This is a genomic window from Arthrobacter sp. 05N428_2, assembly GCF_056397065.1.
Genome location: NZ_JBFTMR010000024.1, coordinates 1 through 16,841 on the forward strand (window position 1 = coordinate 1; position 16,841 = coordinate 16,841).

At 62.7% G+C, this 16,841-nt stretch carries 18 protein-coding genes; 1 reads left to right on the plus strand and 17 read right to left on the minus strand.

Features of this window, described 5'->3' with window-relative positions; all coding sequences use genetic code 11:
• Positions 1-414: 414 nt before the first annotated feature.
• Genes rpsQ through rpsJ form a run of 11 tightly spaced genes read right to left on the minus strand, consistent with a single transcriptional unit; the run spans position 415 to position 5,779 of the window.
• Positions 415-723 (minus strand): 30S ribosomal protein S17, encoded by a 309-nt coding sequence (gene rpsQ, locus AC1DGI_RS17130; RefSeq protein ID WP_441402149.1) that lies wholly within the window; start codon positions 721-723, stop codon positions 415-417.
• Entirely contained in the window at positions 720-1,055 is a 336-nt protein-coding gene (gene rpmC / locus AC1DGI_RS17135; protein WP_136321878.1) for a 50S ribosomal protein L29, read from the minus strand. Before rpmC ends, rpsQ begins: the two co-directional genes overlap by 4 nt.
• Positions 1,056-1,057: 2 nt before the next feature.
• On the minus strand, positions 1,058-1,474 hold the full coding sequence (gene rplP / locus AC1DGI_RS17140) for a 50S ribosomal protein L16 (RefSeq protein ID WP_441402147.1): 417 nt from the start codon (positions 1,472-1,474) through the stop codon (positions 1,058-1,060).
• The gene (rpsC, locus tag AC1DGI_RS17145) at positions 1,475-2,308 is read right to left on the minus strand and encodes a 30S ribosomal protein S3 (protein WP_441402146.1); all 834 of its coding nucleotides are present in this window, start codon (positions 2,306-2,308) and stop codon (positions 1,475-1,477) included. It abuts the gene before it with no gap.
• Positions 2,309-2,674 (minus strand): 50S ribosomal protein L22, encoded by a 366-nt coding sequence (gene rplV / locus AC1DGI_RS17150; RefSeq protein WP_354348543.1) that lies wholly within the window; start codon positions 2,672-2,674, stop codon positions 2,309-2,311.
• Between the two features lie 38 nt (positions 2,675-2,712).
• A complete protein-coding gene (gene rpsS, locus AC1DGI_RS17155) occupies positions 2,713-2,994 on the minus strand; it encodes a 30S ribosomal protein S19 (protein WP_018773666.1) in 282 nt (93 codons plus the stop codon).
• A 12-nt stretch (positions 2,995-3,006) separates the two neighbouring features.
• Complete coding sequence (gene rplB, locus AC1DGI_RS17160) at positions 3,007-3,846, minus strand: 50S ribosomal protein L2 (RefSeq protein WP_024366131.1); 840 nt, start codon at positions 3,844-3,846, stop codon at positions 3,007-3,009.
• A gap of 29 nt (positions 3,847-3,875) precedes the next feature.
• The gene (gene rplW / locus AC1DGI_RS17165) at positions 3,876-4,181 is read right to left on the minus strand and encodes a 50S ribosomal protein L23 (protein WP_018773664.1); all 306 of its coding nucleotides are present in this window, start codon (positions 4,179-4,181) and stop codon (positions 3,876-3,878) included.
• On the minus strand, positions 4,178-4,798 hold the full coding sequence (gene rplD / locus AC1DGI_RS17170; protein WP_442250875.1) for a 50S ribosomal protein L4: 621 nt from the start codon (positions 4,796-4,798) through the stop codon (positions 4,178-4,180). Before rplD ends, rplW begins: the two co-directional genes overlap by 4 nt.
• A 4-nt stretch (positions 4,799-4,802) precedes the next feature.
• A complete protein-coding gene (rplC, locus tag AC1DGI_RS17175) occupies positions 4,803-5,453 on the minus strand; it encodes a 50S ribosomal protein L3 (RefSeq protein WP_003803812.1) in 651 nt (216 codons plus the stop codon).
• A gap of 17 nt (positions 5,454-5,470) precedes the next feature.
• Complete coding sequence (gene rpsJ, locus AC1DGI_RS17180; protein ID WP_003803825.1) at positions 5,471-5,779, minus strand: 30S ribosomal protein S10; 309 nt, start codon at positions 5,777-5,779, stop codon at positions 5,471-5,473.
• A gap of 413 nt (positions 5,780-6,192) precedes the next feature.
• Here rpsJ and AC1DGI_RS17185 point away from each other — a divergent pair, with 413 nt between their 5' ends.
• On the plus strand, positions 6,193-7,620 hold the full coding sequence (locus AC1DGI_RS17185) for a GH1 family beta-glucosidase (protein ID WP_441403347.1): 1,428 nt from the start codon (positions 6,193-6,195) through the stop codon (positions 7,618-7,620).
• Positions 7,621-7,638: 18 nt separating this feature from the next.
• Here AC1DGI_RS17185 and AC1DGI_RS17190 read toward each other — a convergent pair whose 3' ends face one another.
• The 6 genes from AC1DGI_RS17190 to AC1DGI_RS17215 form a co-directional block, all read right to left on the minus strand.
• The gene (locus AC1DGI_RS17190) at positions 7,639-7,773 is read right to left on the minus strand and encodes a hypothetical protein (RefSeq protein ID WP_441403348.1); all 135 of its coding nucleotides are present in this window, start codon (positions 7,771-7,773) and stop codon (positions 7,639-7,641) included.
• Between the two features lie 132 nt (positions 7,774-7,905).
• Positions 7,906-9,096, minus strand: coding sequence for an elongation factor Tu (gene tuf, locus AC1DGI_RS17195; protein ID WP_476899695.1), 1,191 nt, complete (start codon positions 9,094-9,096; stop codon positions 7,906-7,908).
• Positions 9,097-9,380: 284 nt separating this feature from the next.
• Entirely contained in the window at positions 9,381-11,495 is a 2,115-nt protein-coding gene (gene fusA, locus AC1DGI_RS17200) for an elongation factor G (RefSeq protein WP_476899696.1), read from the minus strand.
• 69 nt (positions 11,496-11,564) lie between these two features.
• On the minus strand, positions 11,565-12,035 hold the full coding sequence (gene rpsG / locus AC1DGI_RS17205; RefSeq protein ID WP_441403163.1) for a 30S ribosomal protein S7: 471 nt from the start codon (positions 12,033-12,035) through the stop codon (positions 11,565-11,567).
• Position 12,036: 1 nt separating this feature from the next.
• Entirely contained in the window at positions 12,037-12,411 is a 375-nt protein-coding gene (gene rpsL, locus AC1DGI_RS17210) for a 30S ribosomal protein S12 (RefSeq protein WP_011692814.1), read from the minus strand.
• Between the two features lie 479 nt (positions 12,412-12,890).
• Positions 12,891-16,790 (minus strand): DNA-directed RNA polymerase subunit beta', encoded by a 3,900-nt coding sequence (locus AC1DGI_RS17215; protein ID WP_476899697.1) that lies wholly within the window; start codon positions 16,788-16,790, stop codon positions 12,891-12,893.
• Between the last annotated feature and the right edge of the window lie 51 nt (positions 16,791-16,841).

Sequence of the window (16,841 nt, forward strand, 5' to 3'; positions counted from 1 at the left end):
GGGCGGCCTCAGCCTCCGAATCTTCCTTCGGTTTCGCAGTGGTGTCCGCAGTCTTCACGGCATCCAGTGTCACCGGCATATCCAGCTCATTCCTGCCAAGCAGACCGCCTGGCGTGTCGAGCCGGATACACCGTTAATTCCACAGTCCCCAAGAAGCAGCTAGAAGTGAGGGAGCGCCCGTCAATTTCGTGCCAAAAGTGAGGGAGCGTTTGGAAGGCGACGACGGCGTCACTCCGGACAGCCGTTTGGCCCGCCCCCAAGGCCTGCCGGCCGGATAACCGGGCCCCGCCGTCGGGCGTCTGCCTAAAGCCTGCCGGCCGAGACACCGGTGCGTTTCCGTTAAGGCGGAAACCCCCGCTCCCAGAAGGGAACGGGGGTTTCTGTACAACGACCGCCGGGGCGGAGGTGCAGGTGTTACTTGGCCTTCTCGAGGATCTCCACCAGACGCCACCGCTTGGTGGCGGAGAGCGGGCGGGTCTCGGCGAGGAGAACGAGGTCGCCGATGCCGGCGCTGTTCTCTTCGTCGTGAGCCTTGATCTTCGTGTTGCGGCGAAGGACCTTGCCATAGAGGGCGTGCTTCACACGGTCCTCGACCTGGACAACGATGGTCTTTTCCATCTTGTCCGAGACCACATAGCCGCGCTTCGTCTTACGGTAACCGCGCTCGTCAGCCGTAGCTGCGCCGGAAACAGTTTCCGTCACGTTCTCGTCCTTTTCAGTCACTTGGCGTCCTCCTCAGTCTCAGCCTCGGCCGGCTTTTCAGCCTTCTCAGCCTTGGCTGCGGACTTCTTGGACTTCTTTTCTTCCTTGGCTTCCACAACCGGTGCGGCAACCTCGGCACGAATGCCCAGTTCGCGCTCACGGAGAACGGTGTAGATGCGGGCGATGTCCTTCTTTACCGCGCGCAGACGACCGTGGTTCTCCAGCTGACCGGTGGCGGACTGGAAACGCAGGTTGAACAGCTCTTCCTTGGCCTTACGGAGTTCTTCAACGAGTCGCTCGTTGTCGAAACCATCCAGCTGTGCGGATGCAAGTTCCTTGGATCCTACTGCCATTTCTATTCACCACCTTCGCGACGCAAAATGCGTGCCTTCAACGGGAGCTTGTGGATTGCCAGGCGCAGTGCCTCGCGAGCAACCGATTCCTCGACACCGGAGATCTCGAAGAGAACCCGGCCCGGCTTGACGTTTGAGACCCACCACTCCGGAGAACCCTTACCGGAACCCATGCGGGTTTCGGCCGGCTTCTTGGTCAGCGGACGGTCCGGGTAGATGTTGATCCAGACCTTTCCGCCACGCTTGATGTGGCGGGTCATCGCGATACGGGCAGATTCGATCTGCCGGTTGGTGACGTATGCCGGGCTCAGAGCCTGGATACCCCACTCACCGAACGAGACCTCGGTGCCGCCCGTGGCAGCGCCGGAACGACCCGGGTGGTGCTGCTTACGGTGCTTGACTCGACGTGGGATAAGCATTTAAGCCTGTCCTCCTTCTACTGCAGCAGGTGCAGCCTCAACTGCCGGAGCTTCGGCGGCCGGAGCTGCCTCCGCTGCCGGACGGTCGTTACGACGACGGCGGTCACCACGGTCAGCGCCACCCGGGCGGCCCGGACGATCGCTGGCACCACGGCCGCGGGACGGAGCAGCAGCTGCCTGCTGGGCCAGTTCCTTGGCGGTGAGGTCACCCTTGTAGATCCAGACCTTCACGCCGATGCGGCCGAAGGTGGTCTTGGCCTCGTAGAAGCCGTAGTCGATGTTCGCGCGCAGGGTGTGCAGGGGCACACGGCCTTCGCGGTAGAACTCCGAGCGGGACATTTCTGCGCCACCCAGTCGACCCGAGCAAGCGATCCGGATGCCCTTGGCACCGGCGCGCTGCGCGGACTGCATTGCCTTCTTCATCGCACGGCGGAAAGCCACGCGGGAAGTCAGCTGCTCGGCAACGCCCTGGGCAACAAGCTGGGCTTCCATCTCGGGGTTCTTGACCTCGAGGATGTTCAGCTGGACCTGCTTGCCGGTGAGCTTTTCGAGCTCGCCGCGGATGCGGTCTGCTTCGGCGCCGCGGCGGCCGATAACGATGCCCGGGCGTGCCGTGTGGATATCCACGCGGACACGGTCGCGGGTGCGCTCGATCTCAACCTTGGCGATACCGGCGCGCTCCATGCCCGTGGACATGAGCTGGCGGATGCGGATGTCTTCGCGAACGAAGTCCTTGTACCGCTGGCCGGCCTTGGTGCTGTCAGCAAACCAGTGCGATACGTGATCGGTGGTGATGCCGAGTCGGAACCCGTGCGGGTTAACTTTCTGTCCCACTTAGCGAGCCTCCTCTTTCTCCGGGGTAGCAACTACCACGGTGATGTGGCTCGTGCGCTTCTTGATCTGAAATGCACGACCCTGGGCTCGCGGCTGGAACCGCTTCATGGTCGGGCCTTCATCAACATACATTTCGCTGATGATGAGGTCACTCTCGTCAAACGCCACGCCGTCGCGGTCCGCGAGGACCCGGGCGTTGGAGATTGCCGACTGAACTACCTTGAATACCGGCTCCGAAGCTGCCTGCGGGGCAAACTTCAGAATTGCCAGAGCCTCATTCGCTTGCTTACCACGAACAAGGTTGACGACGCGCCGGGCCTTCATAGGCGTTACGCGGATGTGGCGCGCAATTGCCTTGGCTTCCATTGCTTTCCTTCTCTCGTCTTTGACGTAAGTGCAGGCGCCTAGCGGCGCTTGCCCTTACGGTCGTCCTTGACATGGCCGCGGAATGTCCGCGTGGGAGCGAATTCGCCGAGCTTGTGCCCGACCATCGACTCAGTGACAAACACGGGGATGTGCTTGCGTCCGTCGTGCACGGCGATCGTGTGCCCGAGCATGTCGGGGACGATCATCGAACGGCGGGACCAGGTCTTAATGACGTTCTTGGTGCCCTTTTCGTTTTCCCTGGCTACCTTCACAAAGAGGTGCTGGTCAACGAAAGGACCTTTTTTCAGGCTGCGTGGCATGTGTCCAGGCTCCTATCGCTTGTTCTTGCCAGTACGACGGCGACGAACAATAAGCTTGTCGCTCTCTTTGTTGGGACGGCGGGTGCGGCCTTCGCGCTTACCGTTCGGGTTGACGGGGTGACGTCCACCGGACGTCTTACCCTCGCCACCACCGTGCGGGTGGTCGACCGGGTTCATGGCGACACCACGGACGGTCGGGCGAACGCCCTTCCAGCGCATGCGGCCGGCCTTGCCCCAGTTGATGTTCGACTGCTCGGCGTTGCCGACCTCGCCGACTGTGGCGCGGCAGCGCACGTCAACGTTGCGGATTTCGCCGGAAGGCAGACGCAGCTGGGCGAAGCGGCCTTCCTTGGCAACGAGCTGGATCGATGCGCCGGCGGACCGGCCCATCTTGGCGCCGCCACCCGGACGCAGTTCAACTGCGTGGATCACGGTACCGACCGGGATGTTGCGCAGCGGCAGGTTGTTGCCGGGCTTGATGTCAGCGTCGGCACCTGCTTCCACGGTGTCACCCTGGGCCAGCTTGTTCGGGGCGATGATGTAACGCTTGGTGCCATCAACGTAGTGCAGGAGGGCGATGCGAGCCGTGCGGTTCGGATCGTACTCGATTTCGGCAACGCGGGCGTTGACGCCGTCCTTGTCGTGGCGACGGAAGTCGATCAGACGGTACTGGCGCTTGTGGCCACCACCCTTGTGACGGGTCGTGATCTTACCGGTGTTGTTACGGCCACCCTTTTTCGGGAGGGGACGTACCAACGACTTTTCCGGCGTCGACCGCGTGATTTCGGTGAAGTCCGCTACGCTCGAGCCGCGACGGCCCGGGGTAGTCGGCTTGTATTTACGGATTCCCATAATTTATTTCCTCGTTAAAGTGGTCTCCGCTACGAGAGCGGACCGCCGAAGATGTCGATAGTGCCTTCTTTGAGGCTCACAATCGCACGCTTGGTGTTCTTGCGGGTACCCCATCCGAATTTGGTGCGCTTGCGCTTACCGGCACGGTTGATGGTGTTGATCGATTCGACCTTGACGGAGAAAATCTTCTCCACGGCCAGCTTGATCTCGGTCTTGTTCGAGCGGGGGTCCACCAGGAAGGTGTACTTGCCCTCGTCGATCAGGCCGTAGCTCTTTTCCGAGACGACGGGTGCAAGCACGACGTCGCGCGGGTCTTTGATGGTGGCTGCGCTCACTTGGCATCCTCCTCGTTCTTTGCAGCCTTGTCAGCAACGAATGCTTCGTAGGCAGCCTTGGTGAAGACTACGTCGTCAGAAACGAGCACGTCGTAGGTGTTCAGCTGGTCTGCGTACAGAACGTGAACATCCTGGAGGTTGCGCACCGAGAGTGCAGCAACATCGTTGGCGCGGTCGATGACAACGAGCAGGTTCTTGCGCTCGGAGACGCCACGCAGCGTTGCCAGTGCTTCACGGGCGGACGGCTTGGTGCCGGCGACCAGTTCAGCGATGACGTGGATGCGGCCGTTACGGGCGCGGTCAGAGAGTGCGCCGCGCAGTGCAGCAGCAATCATCTTCTTGGGGGTGCGCTGGCTGTAGTCACGCGGCGTCGGGCCGTGGACAACGCCACCACCGGTCATGTGAGGAGCACGGATTGAACCCTGACGGGCGCGGCCGGTGCCCTTCTGCTTGAACGGCTTGCGACCTGCACCGGAAACCTCGGCGCGGGTCTTGGTCTTGTGGGTACCCTGGCGAGCAGCAGCGAGCTGTGCAACGACGACCTGGTGCAGCAGCGGCACGTTGGTCTGTACGTCGAAGATCTCTGCGGGCAGGTCAACCTTGACAGTGCTAGTCATTGAACTAGGCTCCCTTCACGGCGGTGCGTACGAGTACGACCTGGCCGCGGGCGCCGGGGACGGCACCCTTGATCAGGAGCAGCGACTTCTCGACGTCAACCGCGTGGACCGTGAGGTTCAGCGTGGTGTGACGAACGGCGCCCATGCGGCCGGCCATTTTCATGCCCTTGAAGACGCGGCTCGGGGTGGATGCGCCACCGATTGAACCGGGCTTACGGTGGTTCTTGTGGGCACCGTGGGAAGCTCCAACGCCGTGGAAGCCGTGACGCTTCATAACACCGGCGAAGCCCTTACCCTTGGTGGTGCCAACGACGTCGATCTTCTGGCCGGCTTCGAAGAGCTCAACGGAGAGCTCCTGGCCCAGCTCGTAAGAGTCAGCATCTGCAGTGCGCAGTTCTACGACGTGGCGGCGAGGCGTGACGCCTGCCTTTTCAAAGTGACCAGCCAGCGGCTTGGTGACCTTGCGGGGGTCGATCTGGCCGTAGCCGATCTGAACGGCGACGTAGCCATCAGTCTCTGCGTTGCGCAGCTGGGTGATGACGTTTGAGTCAGCCTGGACCACAGTGACGGGGATGAGCTTGTTGTTCTCGTCCCAGACCTGGGTCATGCCGAGCTTCGTGCCCAGCAGGCCCTTTACGTTACGGGTTGCGGTCATAGTCTCTCAGCACCTCCCTACAGCTTGATTTCGATGTTCACGTCGGCCGGCAGGTCGAGACGCATGAGCGAGTCAACAGCCTTGGGCGTGGGATCGATGATGTCGATAAGACGCTTGTGCGTGCGCATTTCAAAGTGCTCGCGGCTGTCCTTGTACTTGTGCGGAGAGCGGATTACGCAGTAAACGTTCTTCTCCGTCGGCAGCGGCACGGGGCCAACTACAGTTGCGCCTGCGCGCGTGACCGTCTCAACGATCTTCCGTGCTGAAACGTCAATGACCTCGTGGTCGTATGACTTCAGCCGGATGCGGATTTTTTGTCCCGCCATGTCGCCTGACTCTCTTTCAGTCTGTGCTTCCCCTGGTTAGGGCTGCCCTGTTCACTTACCTGTTGTGCGGCTGCCGAAGCATTTGAAGTCGTAACTACCACCCGCCGCACAAGCTGAATCCGGATGAATCCGGGTTCCTCAACCTGCCGGCGTAACCGACCCCCGCGGTCGGGCGTGTCGCGCATTCCGCGCGTACTTGCCCGCAATTCCTTGGGAAGTGGGTTATGTTTGGGCTCTTACTTGGACCCTGACACCCGGCATTATCCGGATCGGGACACGAAAGAGCGCTTGAACAACTCATCTAGTATGCCGGAATTAATCGGGAGAAGCGAATCAGCCGACGGCGCCGTCCCGGACCGCGCGCCGTCGCCCTGCTCATTGCCTTCAGCAACCGTCGATACGAAGATAGGGGCATGACCGCGCAGGAAACGCCAGCCCTCCCGGACCTCGCCGCCCGCCTGCCGCAAGGCTTCATGCTGGGGGTTGCCTCCGCCGCCTTCCAGATCGAGGGCGCCCTCGCCGCCGGCGGTCGCGGCCCCTCCGGTTGGGACGCCTTCGCGGAGAAGCCGGGGAGCATCCTGGACGGCCACTCCCCCGCCGTCGCCTGCGACCACTACCACCGCTCCGACGACGACGTCCGGCTGATGCGCGAGCTCGGCATCGACTCCTACCGTTTCTCGATCTCCTGGCCGCGGATCCAGCCGGACGGAACGGGACCGTTCAACGCCGAGGGCCTCGACTTCTACGATCGGCTGATCGACAGGCTCCTGGAAGCCGGCATCGCGCCGATGGCGACCCTGTACCACTGGGACACCCCGCTTCCCCTCGAGCACCGCGGCGGCTGGATGAACCGGACGACGGCGGAGCGCTTCGCCGAGTACAGCGCCGCGGCGGGTGCCCGGTTCGGCGACCGCGTCACCCAGTGGGTGACACTGAACGAACCGGCCTCGGTCACCCTTAACGGCTACGCTCTGGGCGTCCACGCCCCCGGCCACGATCTGCTCTTCGACGCCCTGCCGTCGGTGCACCACCAGTTGCTGGCGCACGGCCTCGCGGTGCAGGCGTTGCGGGCCGCGGGGGTCAGCGGCGCTGTCGGCGTCACCAACCTGCACTCCCCGGTCCGGCCGGCGACGCGCTCGGTTACGGACCGGTTGCTTGCCAGGGTTTTCGATCTGGCACTGAACCGCATCTACGCCGATCCGATCCTGCTGGGGAGCTATCCCAAACCTCCGCTGCTGGCCCGGCCGTGGTTCCGTTCGCTGGGAAGGATCACCGACGCTGACCTGCGCGACATCCACCAGCCGCTGGACTTCTATGGACTGAACTATTACTACCCGGTCAAGGTGGCCACGGGCCGCGGCCCGGCGGACAGCCCAGTCGGCTCAGCCGAGGCGATGGTGCGGCTGCCGTTCCACATGGCAGCCTTCCCCGAATATGAGACCACGGGCTTCGGCTGGCCGGTGGCGCCGGATCATCTGGGCCCGCTGCTGCGGGAGCTGAAGGACCGGTACGGTGAGGCGCTGCCGCCGCTGTACATTACCGAGAGCGGGGCCAGCTTCCCCGAACCCGACCACGTCGACGGTCCGATCGCCGACACGGGCCGGATCAACTACCTCGCCAGCCATCTCGGCCAGGCCCTGGCGGCGACCGCGCCCGGCGGCATCGCCGCCGACGTCGAACTCCTTGGCTATTACGTCTGGACCCTGATGGACAACTTCGAATGGGCGGCCGGCTACTCCCAGCGCTTCGGCCTGATCCACGTCGACTTCGAGACCCAGGAACGGACCCCCAAGGAGTCCTTCTACTGGTACCAGGCCCTCAGCCGGGCCAGGCTGCGCTGACGCGGCCCGTCCGCCGCGCTACTGGTTCTTGTTGGCCCGGTCGATCCGCTTTGCGCGCTCGATCTCGTGCCGGAAATACTTTTTGGCCCACAGGCCGCCGCCGATGACAACCACCACGGCGACCGCCAGAATCAGCAAGATGATCCACTCCATGTCGGCATCCCTTCTTCACCTGCAACGGTAGCAGGGGTTAAACGGAACAGCCCCGCTGCAGTGCAGCGGGGCTGTTCCTCCCTCGTGGCGGCCGTCAGACGGCCTGAGGATTCAAGCTAGGTCAACAAGTAGTTACTTGATGATCTTGGTGACACGTCCCGAACCAACGGTGCGGCCGCCTTCGCGGATTGCGAAGCCGAGGCCTTCTTCCATGGCGATGGGCTGGATGAGCGCAACGGTCATCTCAGTGTTGTCGCCGGGCATAACCATTTCCGTGCCTTCCGGCAGGGTGATAACGCCGGTTACGTCCGTGGTGCGGAAGTAGAACTGCGGGCGGTAGTTGGAGTAGAACGGGTTGTGACGCCCGCCTTCGTCCTTGGAGAGGATGTAGACGTTGGCTTCGAAGTCGGTGTGCGGGGTGATGGAACCCGGCTTGACGACAACCTGGCCACGCTCGACATCGTCGCGCTTCAGACCGCGGAGCAGCAGGCCACAGTTCTCGCCGGCCCATGCTTCGTCGAGCTGCTTGTGGAACATCTCGATACCGGTAACCGTGGTCTTCTGGATCGGGCGGATGCCGACAATCTCGACCTCGGAGTTGATGGCGAGGGTACCACGCTCGGCGCGGCCCGTAACAACGGTGCCACGGCCGGTGATCGTGAAGACGTCTTCGATCGGCATCAGGAACGGCTTGTCACGGTCACGAACCGGGTCCGGAACGGACTCGTCGACGGCAGCCATGAGGTCCTCGACGGACTTGACCCACTCCGGGTCGCCTTCCAGAGCCTTCAGGCCCGAAACGCGAACGACCGGGGCGTTGTCGCCGTCGAAGCCCTGCGAGCTGAGCAGCTCACGAACTTCCATTTCGACAAGGTCGAGGAGCTCCTCGTCGTCAACCATGTCAGCCTTGTTCAGCGCGACCAGCAGGTAGGGAACGCCAACCTGGCGGGCGAGCAGAACGTGCTCACGGGTCTGAGCCATCGGGCCGTCGGTAGCGGCAACCACGAGGATTGCGCCGTCCATCTGAGCAGCGCCGGTGATCATGTTCTTGATGTAGTCAGCGTGACCGGGGGCGTCTACGTGTGCGTAGTGGCGCTTCTCGGTCTGGTACTCAACGTGCGAGATGTTGATGGTAATGCCGCGCTGACGCTCTTCGGGAGCAGAGTCAATGGACGCGAAGTCACGCTTCTCGTTGAGAGTCGGGTACTTGTCGTACAGCACCTTGGAAATGGCGGCCGTCAGCGTCGTCTTACCGTGGTCAACGTGACCAATGGTGCCGATGTTAACGTGCGGCTTAGTCCGCTCGAACTTTGCCTTTGCCACAGGTTCCTCCTAGAACGTTTTCAAATGACTTGCCCTCCGCCCGCGCTTGTCGCGGCCGAAACTTTAGCAAGTCTACTTGGGGGGCTTTGGATTGGTGAAATTGCTGATTCAGGAACTAATACTAGTGCCTAGTGCCTGGTCGTGCTGGCGGCCGGTGCCCGGCTTGACCGGACTACAGCAGTCCGGACTGCATCTAACCGCAAACCGGCCGCCTGCACCAGGTGGGTCCCTATTGAGGAACCGCACCCGAGTTTTTTGTCGCTGCTGCGGGTAGCCCTGGGGGGCTACTCGCCGCGGCTCTTCTGGATGATCTCGTCGGCTACTGCCTTCGGGACCTCCGCGTAACTGTTGAACGTCATGGAGTACACAGCGCGGCCCTGGGTCTTCGAACGCAGGTCGCCAATGTAACCGAACATGCCGGACAGCGGAACGTGCGCGCGGATGACCTTGACGCCCTGGGCATCTTCCATGGACTGCATCTGGCCRCGGCGGGAGTTGATGTCACCGATAACTTCACCCATGTATTCCTCAGGGGTGCGCACCTCGACATCCATCAGCGGTTCGAGCAGGACAGGGTTCGCCTTGCGTGCGGCTTCCTTGAAAGCCATCCGGCCAGCGATCTTGAACGCCATTTCCGAGGAGTCAACATCGTGGTACGCGCCGTCGATCAGCGTGGCCTTGATGCCGACAACCGGGTAACCGGCCAGGACGCCGTCGTTCAGTGCATCCTGGATGCCGGCGTCGACCGACGGAATGTATTCGCGCGGAATGCGGCCACCGGTGACCTTGTTCTCGAACTGGTACATCTCGCCTTCGGAGGTGTCCAACGGCTCGATCGCGATCTGGATCTTTGCGAACTGACCCGAACCACCGGTCTGCTTCTTGTGCGTGTAGTCGTGACGCTCCACAGCGCGCTTGATGGTTTCGCGGTAGGCAACCTGGGGCTTGCCCACGTTCGCCTCGACCTTGAACTCGCGGCGCATGCGGTCCACCAGGATGTCCAGGTGAAGCTCGCCCATGCCGGCGATGATGGTCTGGCCGGTGTCTTCGTTGAGGGAGACCTGGAAGGTCGGGTCCTCAGCGGAGAGCTTCTGGATGGCCGTGGAGAGCTTCTCCTGGTCACCCTTGGTGTTCGGCTCGATCGCAACCGAGATCACGGGCTCCGGGAAGCTCATGGACTCAAGGACGATCTGGTTGCTCGGATCGCACAGCGTGTCGCCGGTGGTGGTGTCCTTCAGGCCGATAGCTGCGTAGATGTGGCCAGCGGTAGCGCCGTCAACCGGCATTTCCTTGTTGGCGTGCATCTGGAACAGCTTGCCGATGCGCTCCTTCTTACCCTTGGTGGAGTTAACCACCTGGGAGCCTGCTTCCACGTGACCGGAGTACACGCGGATGAAAGTGAGCTGGCCGAAGAACGGGTGCGCGGCAATCTTGAACGCCAGCGCGGAGAACGGCTCGTCAGCGGAGGGCTTCCGGGTCAGTTCCTTCTCTTCGTCGCGAGGATCGTGACCGATCATCGGGGGAACGTCGAGCGGGTTCGGCAGGTAGTCCACGACGGCGTCCAGCATCGGCTGCACGCCGCGGTTCTTGAACGCGGAGCCACAGAAGACCGGGTAGAGCTCGGAGTTGATCGTCATCTTGCGGATGCCGGCCTTGAGCTCGTCTTCGGTGATTTCTTCACCTTCGAGGTACTTCTCCATGAGCTCTTCGGAGGACTCTGCAACGGTCTCAACGAGCGTTGCGCGGTACTCTTCGGCCTTTTCCTTGAGGTCAGCCGGGATCTCCTGGATCTCGTACTTGGCACCCATGGTGACGTCACCCTTGGAGTCGCCGGGCCAGACCAGTGCACGCATGTACAGCAGGTCGACGACGCCGATGAAGTCGTTCTCGGCACCGATCGGCAGCTGCATGACGAGCGGCTTGGCACCGAGGCGGCTGATGATGGTGTCGACGGTGAAGTAGAAGTCAGCGCCGAGCTTGTCCATCTTGTTGACGAAGCAGATGCGCGGGACGTTGTACTTGTCGGCCTGGCGCCAAACAGTCTCGGACTGCGGCTCCACGCCTTCCTTGCCGTCGAACACTGCGACAGCACCGTCGAGGACGCGCAGGGAGCGCTCAACCTCGACCGTGAAGTCCACGTGGCCCGGGGTGTCAATGATGTTGATCTGGTTGTTTTCCCAGAAGCAGGTCACGGCGGCAGACGTGATGGTGATGCCGCGTTCCTTTTCCTGTTCCATCCAGTCGGTGGTCGACGCGCCGTCGTGCGTTTCGCCGATCTTGTGGTTCACACCCGTGTAGAACAGGATGCGCTCGGTAGTAGTGGTCTTGCCGGCATCGATGTGGGCCATGATGCCGATGTTGCGGACCTTGCTAAGGTCGGTAAGCACGTCCTGTGCCACGGTGTCTCCCTTTCGGATGGACTGCACGTTCGCCGCCGGCTCGGTTGAGCCGGCGGCGTCCGGGAAGTATTACCAGCGGTAGTGAGCGAAGGCCTTGTTGGACTCGGCCATCTTGTGGGTGTCTTCGCGGCGCTTCACAGCGGCGCCGAGACCGTTGGAGGCATCCAGGATTTCGTTCCGGAGGCGCTCGGTCATGGTCTTTTCGCGGCGGGCCTTGGAGTAGCCGACGAGCCAGCGCAGGGCCAGCGCAGTTGCGCGGCCCGGCTTGACCTCAACGGGGACCTGGTAGGTGGCGCCACCGACGCGGCGGGACTTCACCTCAAGGCTCGGCTTGATGTTCTCCATGGCCTTCTTGAGGGCGGCAACGGGGTCGCCGCCGCTCTTCTCGCGGGCGCCTTCGAGGGCACCGTAGACGATGCGCTCTGCGGTGGACTTCTTGCCGTCAACGAGCACCTTGTTGATCAACTGCGTGACCAGCGGGGAGCCGTAAACCGGATCTAGTACTAGCGGCCGCTTGGGGGCCGGACCCTTGCGAGGCATATTACTTCTTCTCCATCTTTGCGCCGTAGCGGCTGCGGGCCTGCTTACGGTTCTTTACACCCTGGGTATCGAGGGCGCCACGGACAATCTTGTAGCGGACACCCGGGAGGTCCTTAACGCGACCACCACGGACGAGCACAATGGAGTGCTCCTGCAGGTTGTGACCCACACCGGGGATGTAAGCGGTCACTTCAACGCCACCGTTGAGGCGCACGCGGGCAACCTTACGCAGAGCCGAGTTCGGCTTCTTCGGGGTTGTCGTGTACACGCGGGTGCAAACACCGCGGCGCATCGGGCTGCCGTTAAGCGCGGGGGCCTTGGTCTTCTTGACCTTCGGCGTGCGGCCCTTCCGGACCAGCTGGTTAATCGTAGGCACTCTCGTGTTCTCCGTTTTATCCGGAGCGGCCGTTGGCGACCACTCTCTTGTCGCTGCGCCCCGCAGCTCGAGCCGTGAAATTCTCTCCAGAGCAGCCGAGGCGAAGCCTTAATAGTCGGACCGCAGGCCCGGGCCCCGGAATTCCATCCCGACTGGCCCCTAGGCATGCGAAAATGTGGCATACGTTGCACAAGAACCCTGCAAACCGGAAACGTCGTCCTGGTTCAGCGTCTCAGCCTTACGCTGAGTAACTGAAACCGGCGCCCTCATCCACTGCCACAATAACAATTAGTCTCAAGTCTACCACGGTGGGCTCCCTGCCCTTAATCGGCGCGGAAGCGAGGGGCTACCCCACCCGTCGATTGCTCCGGTAGCGCCCTTTTGGGGTCCCAAAACGGCAGCTACGGAGCAATCGACGGGTTAAACGGGGATGGTCCCCCACCTTGCGGTGCGGGACCATCCTTGGGAGAGCTATCCGTTTAGCGGAAGTCGCTGCCCAGATCGTAGTCATCCAGCGGGATGGCGTGGAACTCAGGAGCTCCGTCGCCGCCCAGGGAATCGTAGGAGAAGTCACTGAACGCGCTCGGGCCGGTGAACAGATTGGCCTTCGCTTCCTCAGTCGGCTCGACCGTGACCTCGGTGTAGCGCGGGAGACCCGTGCCGGCCGGGATCAGCTTACCGATGATGACGTTTTCCTTGAGGCCGAGCAGCGGATCGCTCTTGCCTTCCATGGCCGCCTGCGTCAGGACGCGGGTGGTCTCCTGGAAGGAAGCTGCGGACAGCCAGGACTCGGTCGCCAGGGACGCCTTGGTGATACCCATGAGCTCGGGACGGCCGGAGGCCGGCGTCTTGCCCTCGGAAACCACGCGGCGGTTGGCGTCCTCGAAGCGGCTGCGTTCGGCGAGCTCGCCGGGCAGCAGATCCGATTCACCGGATTCGATGACCGTGACGCGGCGCAGCATCTGGCGGACGATAACCTCGACGTGCTTGTCGTGGATACCGATGCCCTGACTGCGGTACACGCCCTGGACTTCGTCAACCAGGAACTTCTGCGCGGCACGGGGGCCCATGATGCGCAGCACCTGCTTGGGGTCGACCGGACCGTTGATGAGCTTCTGTCCGACGCTGACGTGATCGCCGTCTTCGATGAGGAGACGTGAACGGCGCAGCACCGGGTAGGCGATCTCTTCAGATCCGTCATCCGGGGTGATGACCAGGCGCATCTGGCGCTCGGACTCTTCGATGGTGATGCGGCCGGCTGCTTCGGCAATCGGTGCGACACCCTTCGGAGTACGGGCTTCGAAGAGCTCCTGGATACGGGGCAGACCCTGGGTGATGTCGTCGCCGCCGCCGGCGGAAACTGCACCACCGGTGTGGAACGTACGCATGGTCAGCTGGGTACCGGGCTCACCGATGGACTGTGCGGCGATGATGCCCACGGCCTCGCCGATGTCCACGGTCTTGCCGGTGGCCAGCGAACGGCCGTAGCACAGGGCACAGGTACCGACGCTGGACTCACAGGTGAGTACGGAGCGGACCTTGACCTCCGTGATGCCGGCTGCGAACAGCTCGGCAATGACGACGTCGCCGCAGTCAGTGCCGGCCGCCGCCAGGACCTTGCCCTTGGAGTCAACGACATCCACGGCCAGGGTGCGGGCGTAGGCGCTGTTCTCGACGTTTTCGTCCAGGACCAGCTCACCGTTGGCGTCAGCGACCGCGATCGGGGTGACGAGGCCGCGCTCGGTGCCGCAGTCCTCTTCACGGACGATGACGTCCTGCGACACATCCACCAGGCGACGGGTCAGGTAACCCGAGTTGGCGGTACGCAGTGCGGTATCGGCCAGACCCTTGCGGGCACCGTGCGTGGCGATGAAGTATTCCAGCACCGACAGGCCCTCGCGGTACGAGGACTTGATCGGACGCGGGATGATCTCGCCCTTCGGGTTGGCCACCAAGCCACGGATACCCGCGATCTGACGGACCTGCATCCAGTTGCCACGGGCACCGGAGGACACCATCCGGTTGATGGTGTTCATCGGGGACAGGTTGTCACGCATCGCCTGGGCGATTTCGTTCGTTGCCTTGTTCCAGATCTCGATCAGTTCCTGGCGACGCTCGTCGTCGTCGATCAGGCCCTTGTCGTACTGGCCCTGGATCTTGGCAGCCATGGTCTCGTAGCCGGCAAGGATCTCCGGTTTGTTCTTCGGGACCTCGATGTCAGAGATGGCAACCGTGACGCCCGAGCGGGTAGCCCAGTAGAAACCGGCGTCCTTCAGGTTGTCCAGCGTTGCCGCCGTGATGACCTTCGGGTAGCGCTCGGCCAGGTCGTTGACAATCCGGGACAGCTCACCCTTGTCGGCAACGGCCTCAACCCACGGGTAGTCCGCGGGCAGTGTCTGGTTGAACACGACCTGACCCAGGGAGGTCTCGACCAGAGCAATCTGACCGGGCTCCCAGCCTTCGGGAGCTTCCCAGCCGGCGTAGGGCACGAAGCCCTCGAGCCGGATCTTGACCTTGGAGTTCAGGTGCAGTTCGTGCAGGTCGAACGCCATGATGGCTTCCGCCACGGAGGAGAAGATCCGGCCTTCGCCAGCCGAACCGACACGCTTGGTGGTCAGGTGGTAGAGGCCGATGATCATATCCTGCGACGGCAGCGTCACCGGGCGGCCGTCGGACGGCTTCAGGATGTTGTTCGAAGACAGCATCAGAATCCGGGCTTCGGCCTGGGCTTCGGGGCTCAGCGGCAGGTGGACTGCCATCTGGTCGCCGTCGAAGTCGGCGTTGAAGGCACCACAAACCAGCGGGTGAAGCTGGATGGCCTTACCTTCGACCAGCTGCGGCTCGAAGGCCTGGATGCCGAGACGGTGCAGGGTAGGTGCACGGTTCAGCAGCACAGGGTGCTCGGTGATGATCTCTTCGAGCACGTCCCAGACCTGCGGGCGGTAGCGTTCGACCATCCGCTTGGCGGACTTGATGTTCTGTGCGTGGTTGAGGTCAACCAGGCGCTTCATCACGAACGGCTTGAAGAGCTCCAGCGCCATCTGCTTGGGCAGGCCGCACTGGTGCAGCTTCAGCTGCGGGCCAACGACGATGACCGAACGGCCGGAGTAGTCAACGCGCTTACCCAGGAGGTTCTGACGGAAACGACCCTGCTTGCCCTTGAGCATGTCGCTCAGGGACTTCAGCGGGCGGTTGCCCGGCCCGGTGACCGGGCGGCCGCGGCGGCCGTTGTCGAAGAGGCTGTCAACGGCTTCCTGAAGCATGCGCTTCTCGTTGTTGACGATGATCTCCGGGGCGCCGAGGTCCAGCAGGCGCTTGAGACGGTTGTTGCGGTTGATCACGCGGCGGTACAGGTCGTTGAGGTCGGAGGTCGCGAAGCGGCCGCCGTCCAGCTGGACCATCGGGCGCAGTTCCGGCGGGATCACCGGGACGGCGTCCAGCACCATGCCGAGCGGGCTGTTGTCGGTCGTGAGGAACGCGTTGACCACCTTGAGCCGCTTCAGGGCGCGGGTCTTGCGCTGGCCCTTGCCGTTGGCGATGATGTCGCGCAGCAGGTCGGACTCGGCCTGCATGTCGAAGGTCTCAAGACGCTTCTTGATGGCCTCGGCACCCATGGAGCCCTCGAAGTACATGCCGTAGCGGTCACGCAATTCGCGGTACAGGCCTTCGTCACCTTCGAGGTCGGCGACCTTCAGGTTCTTGAAGCGGTCCCAGACCTGCTCGAGGCGCTCGATTTCGGCATCCGCGCGCTTGCGCACGTTGGCCATCTGGCGGTCGGCGGAGTCGCGGGCCTTCTTCTTGTCGGCAGCCTTGGCGCCTTCGCCTTCGAGCCGGGCAAGCTCGTTCTCGAGGTCGCGGGCGATCGTGGCGATGTCCGAGTCACGGTTGTCGATCAGTTGCTTCTTCTCGATGTCGTGCTCAATCTGGAGGTTGGGCAGTTCCTCGTGACGGGCATCAGCGTCAACGCTCGTGATCATGTAGGCGGCGAAGTAGATGACCTTTTCAAGGTCCTTCGGTGCCAGGTCAAGGAGGTAGCCCAGGCGGGACGGGACACCCTTGAAGTACCAGATGTGCGTTACCGGGGCGGCCAGCTCGATGTGGCCCATGCGCTCACGGCGCACCTTGGCACGGGTGACCTCAACGCCACACCGCTCGCAGATGATGCCCTTGAAGCGCACGCGCTTGTACTTGCCGCAGTAGCATTCCCAGTCGCGGGACGGGCCGAAGATCTTCTCGCAGAAGAGGCCGTCCTTCTCAGGCTTAAGCGTGCGGTAGTTGATGGTTTCCGGCTTCTTAACCTCGCCGTAAGACCAGCCACGGATGTCTTCCGCGGTGGCGAGGCCGATCTGCATGAGGCCGAAGGAGGATTCGCTGGACATATGGTCCCTGTTCTCTCTTGTTCTCTAAATTCTGAAGTCTTGGGTTACGGG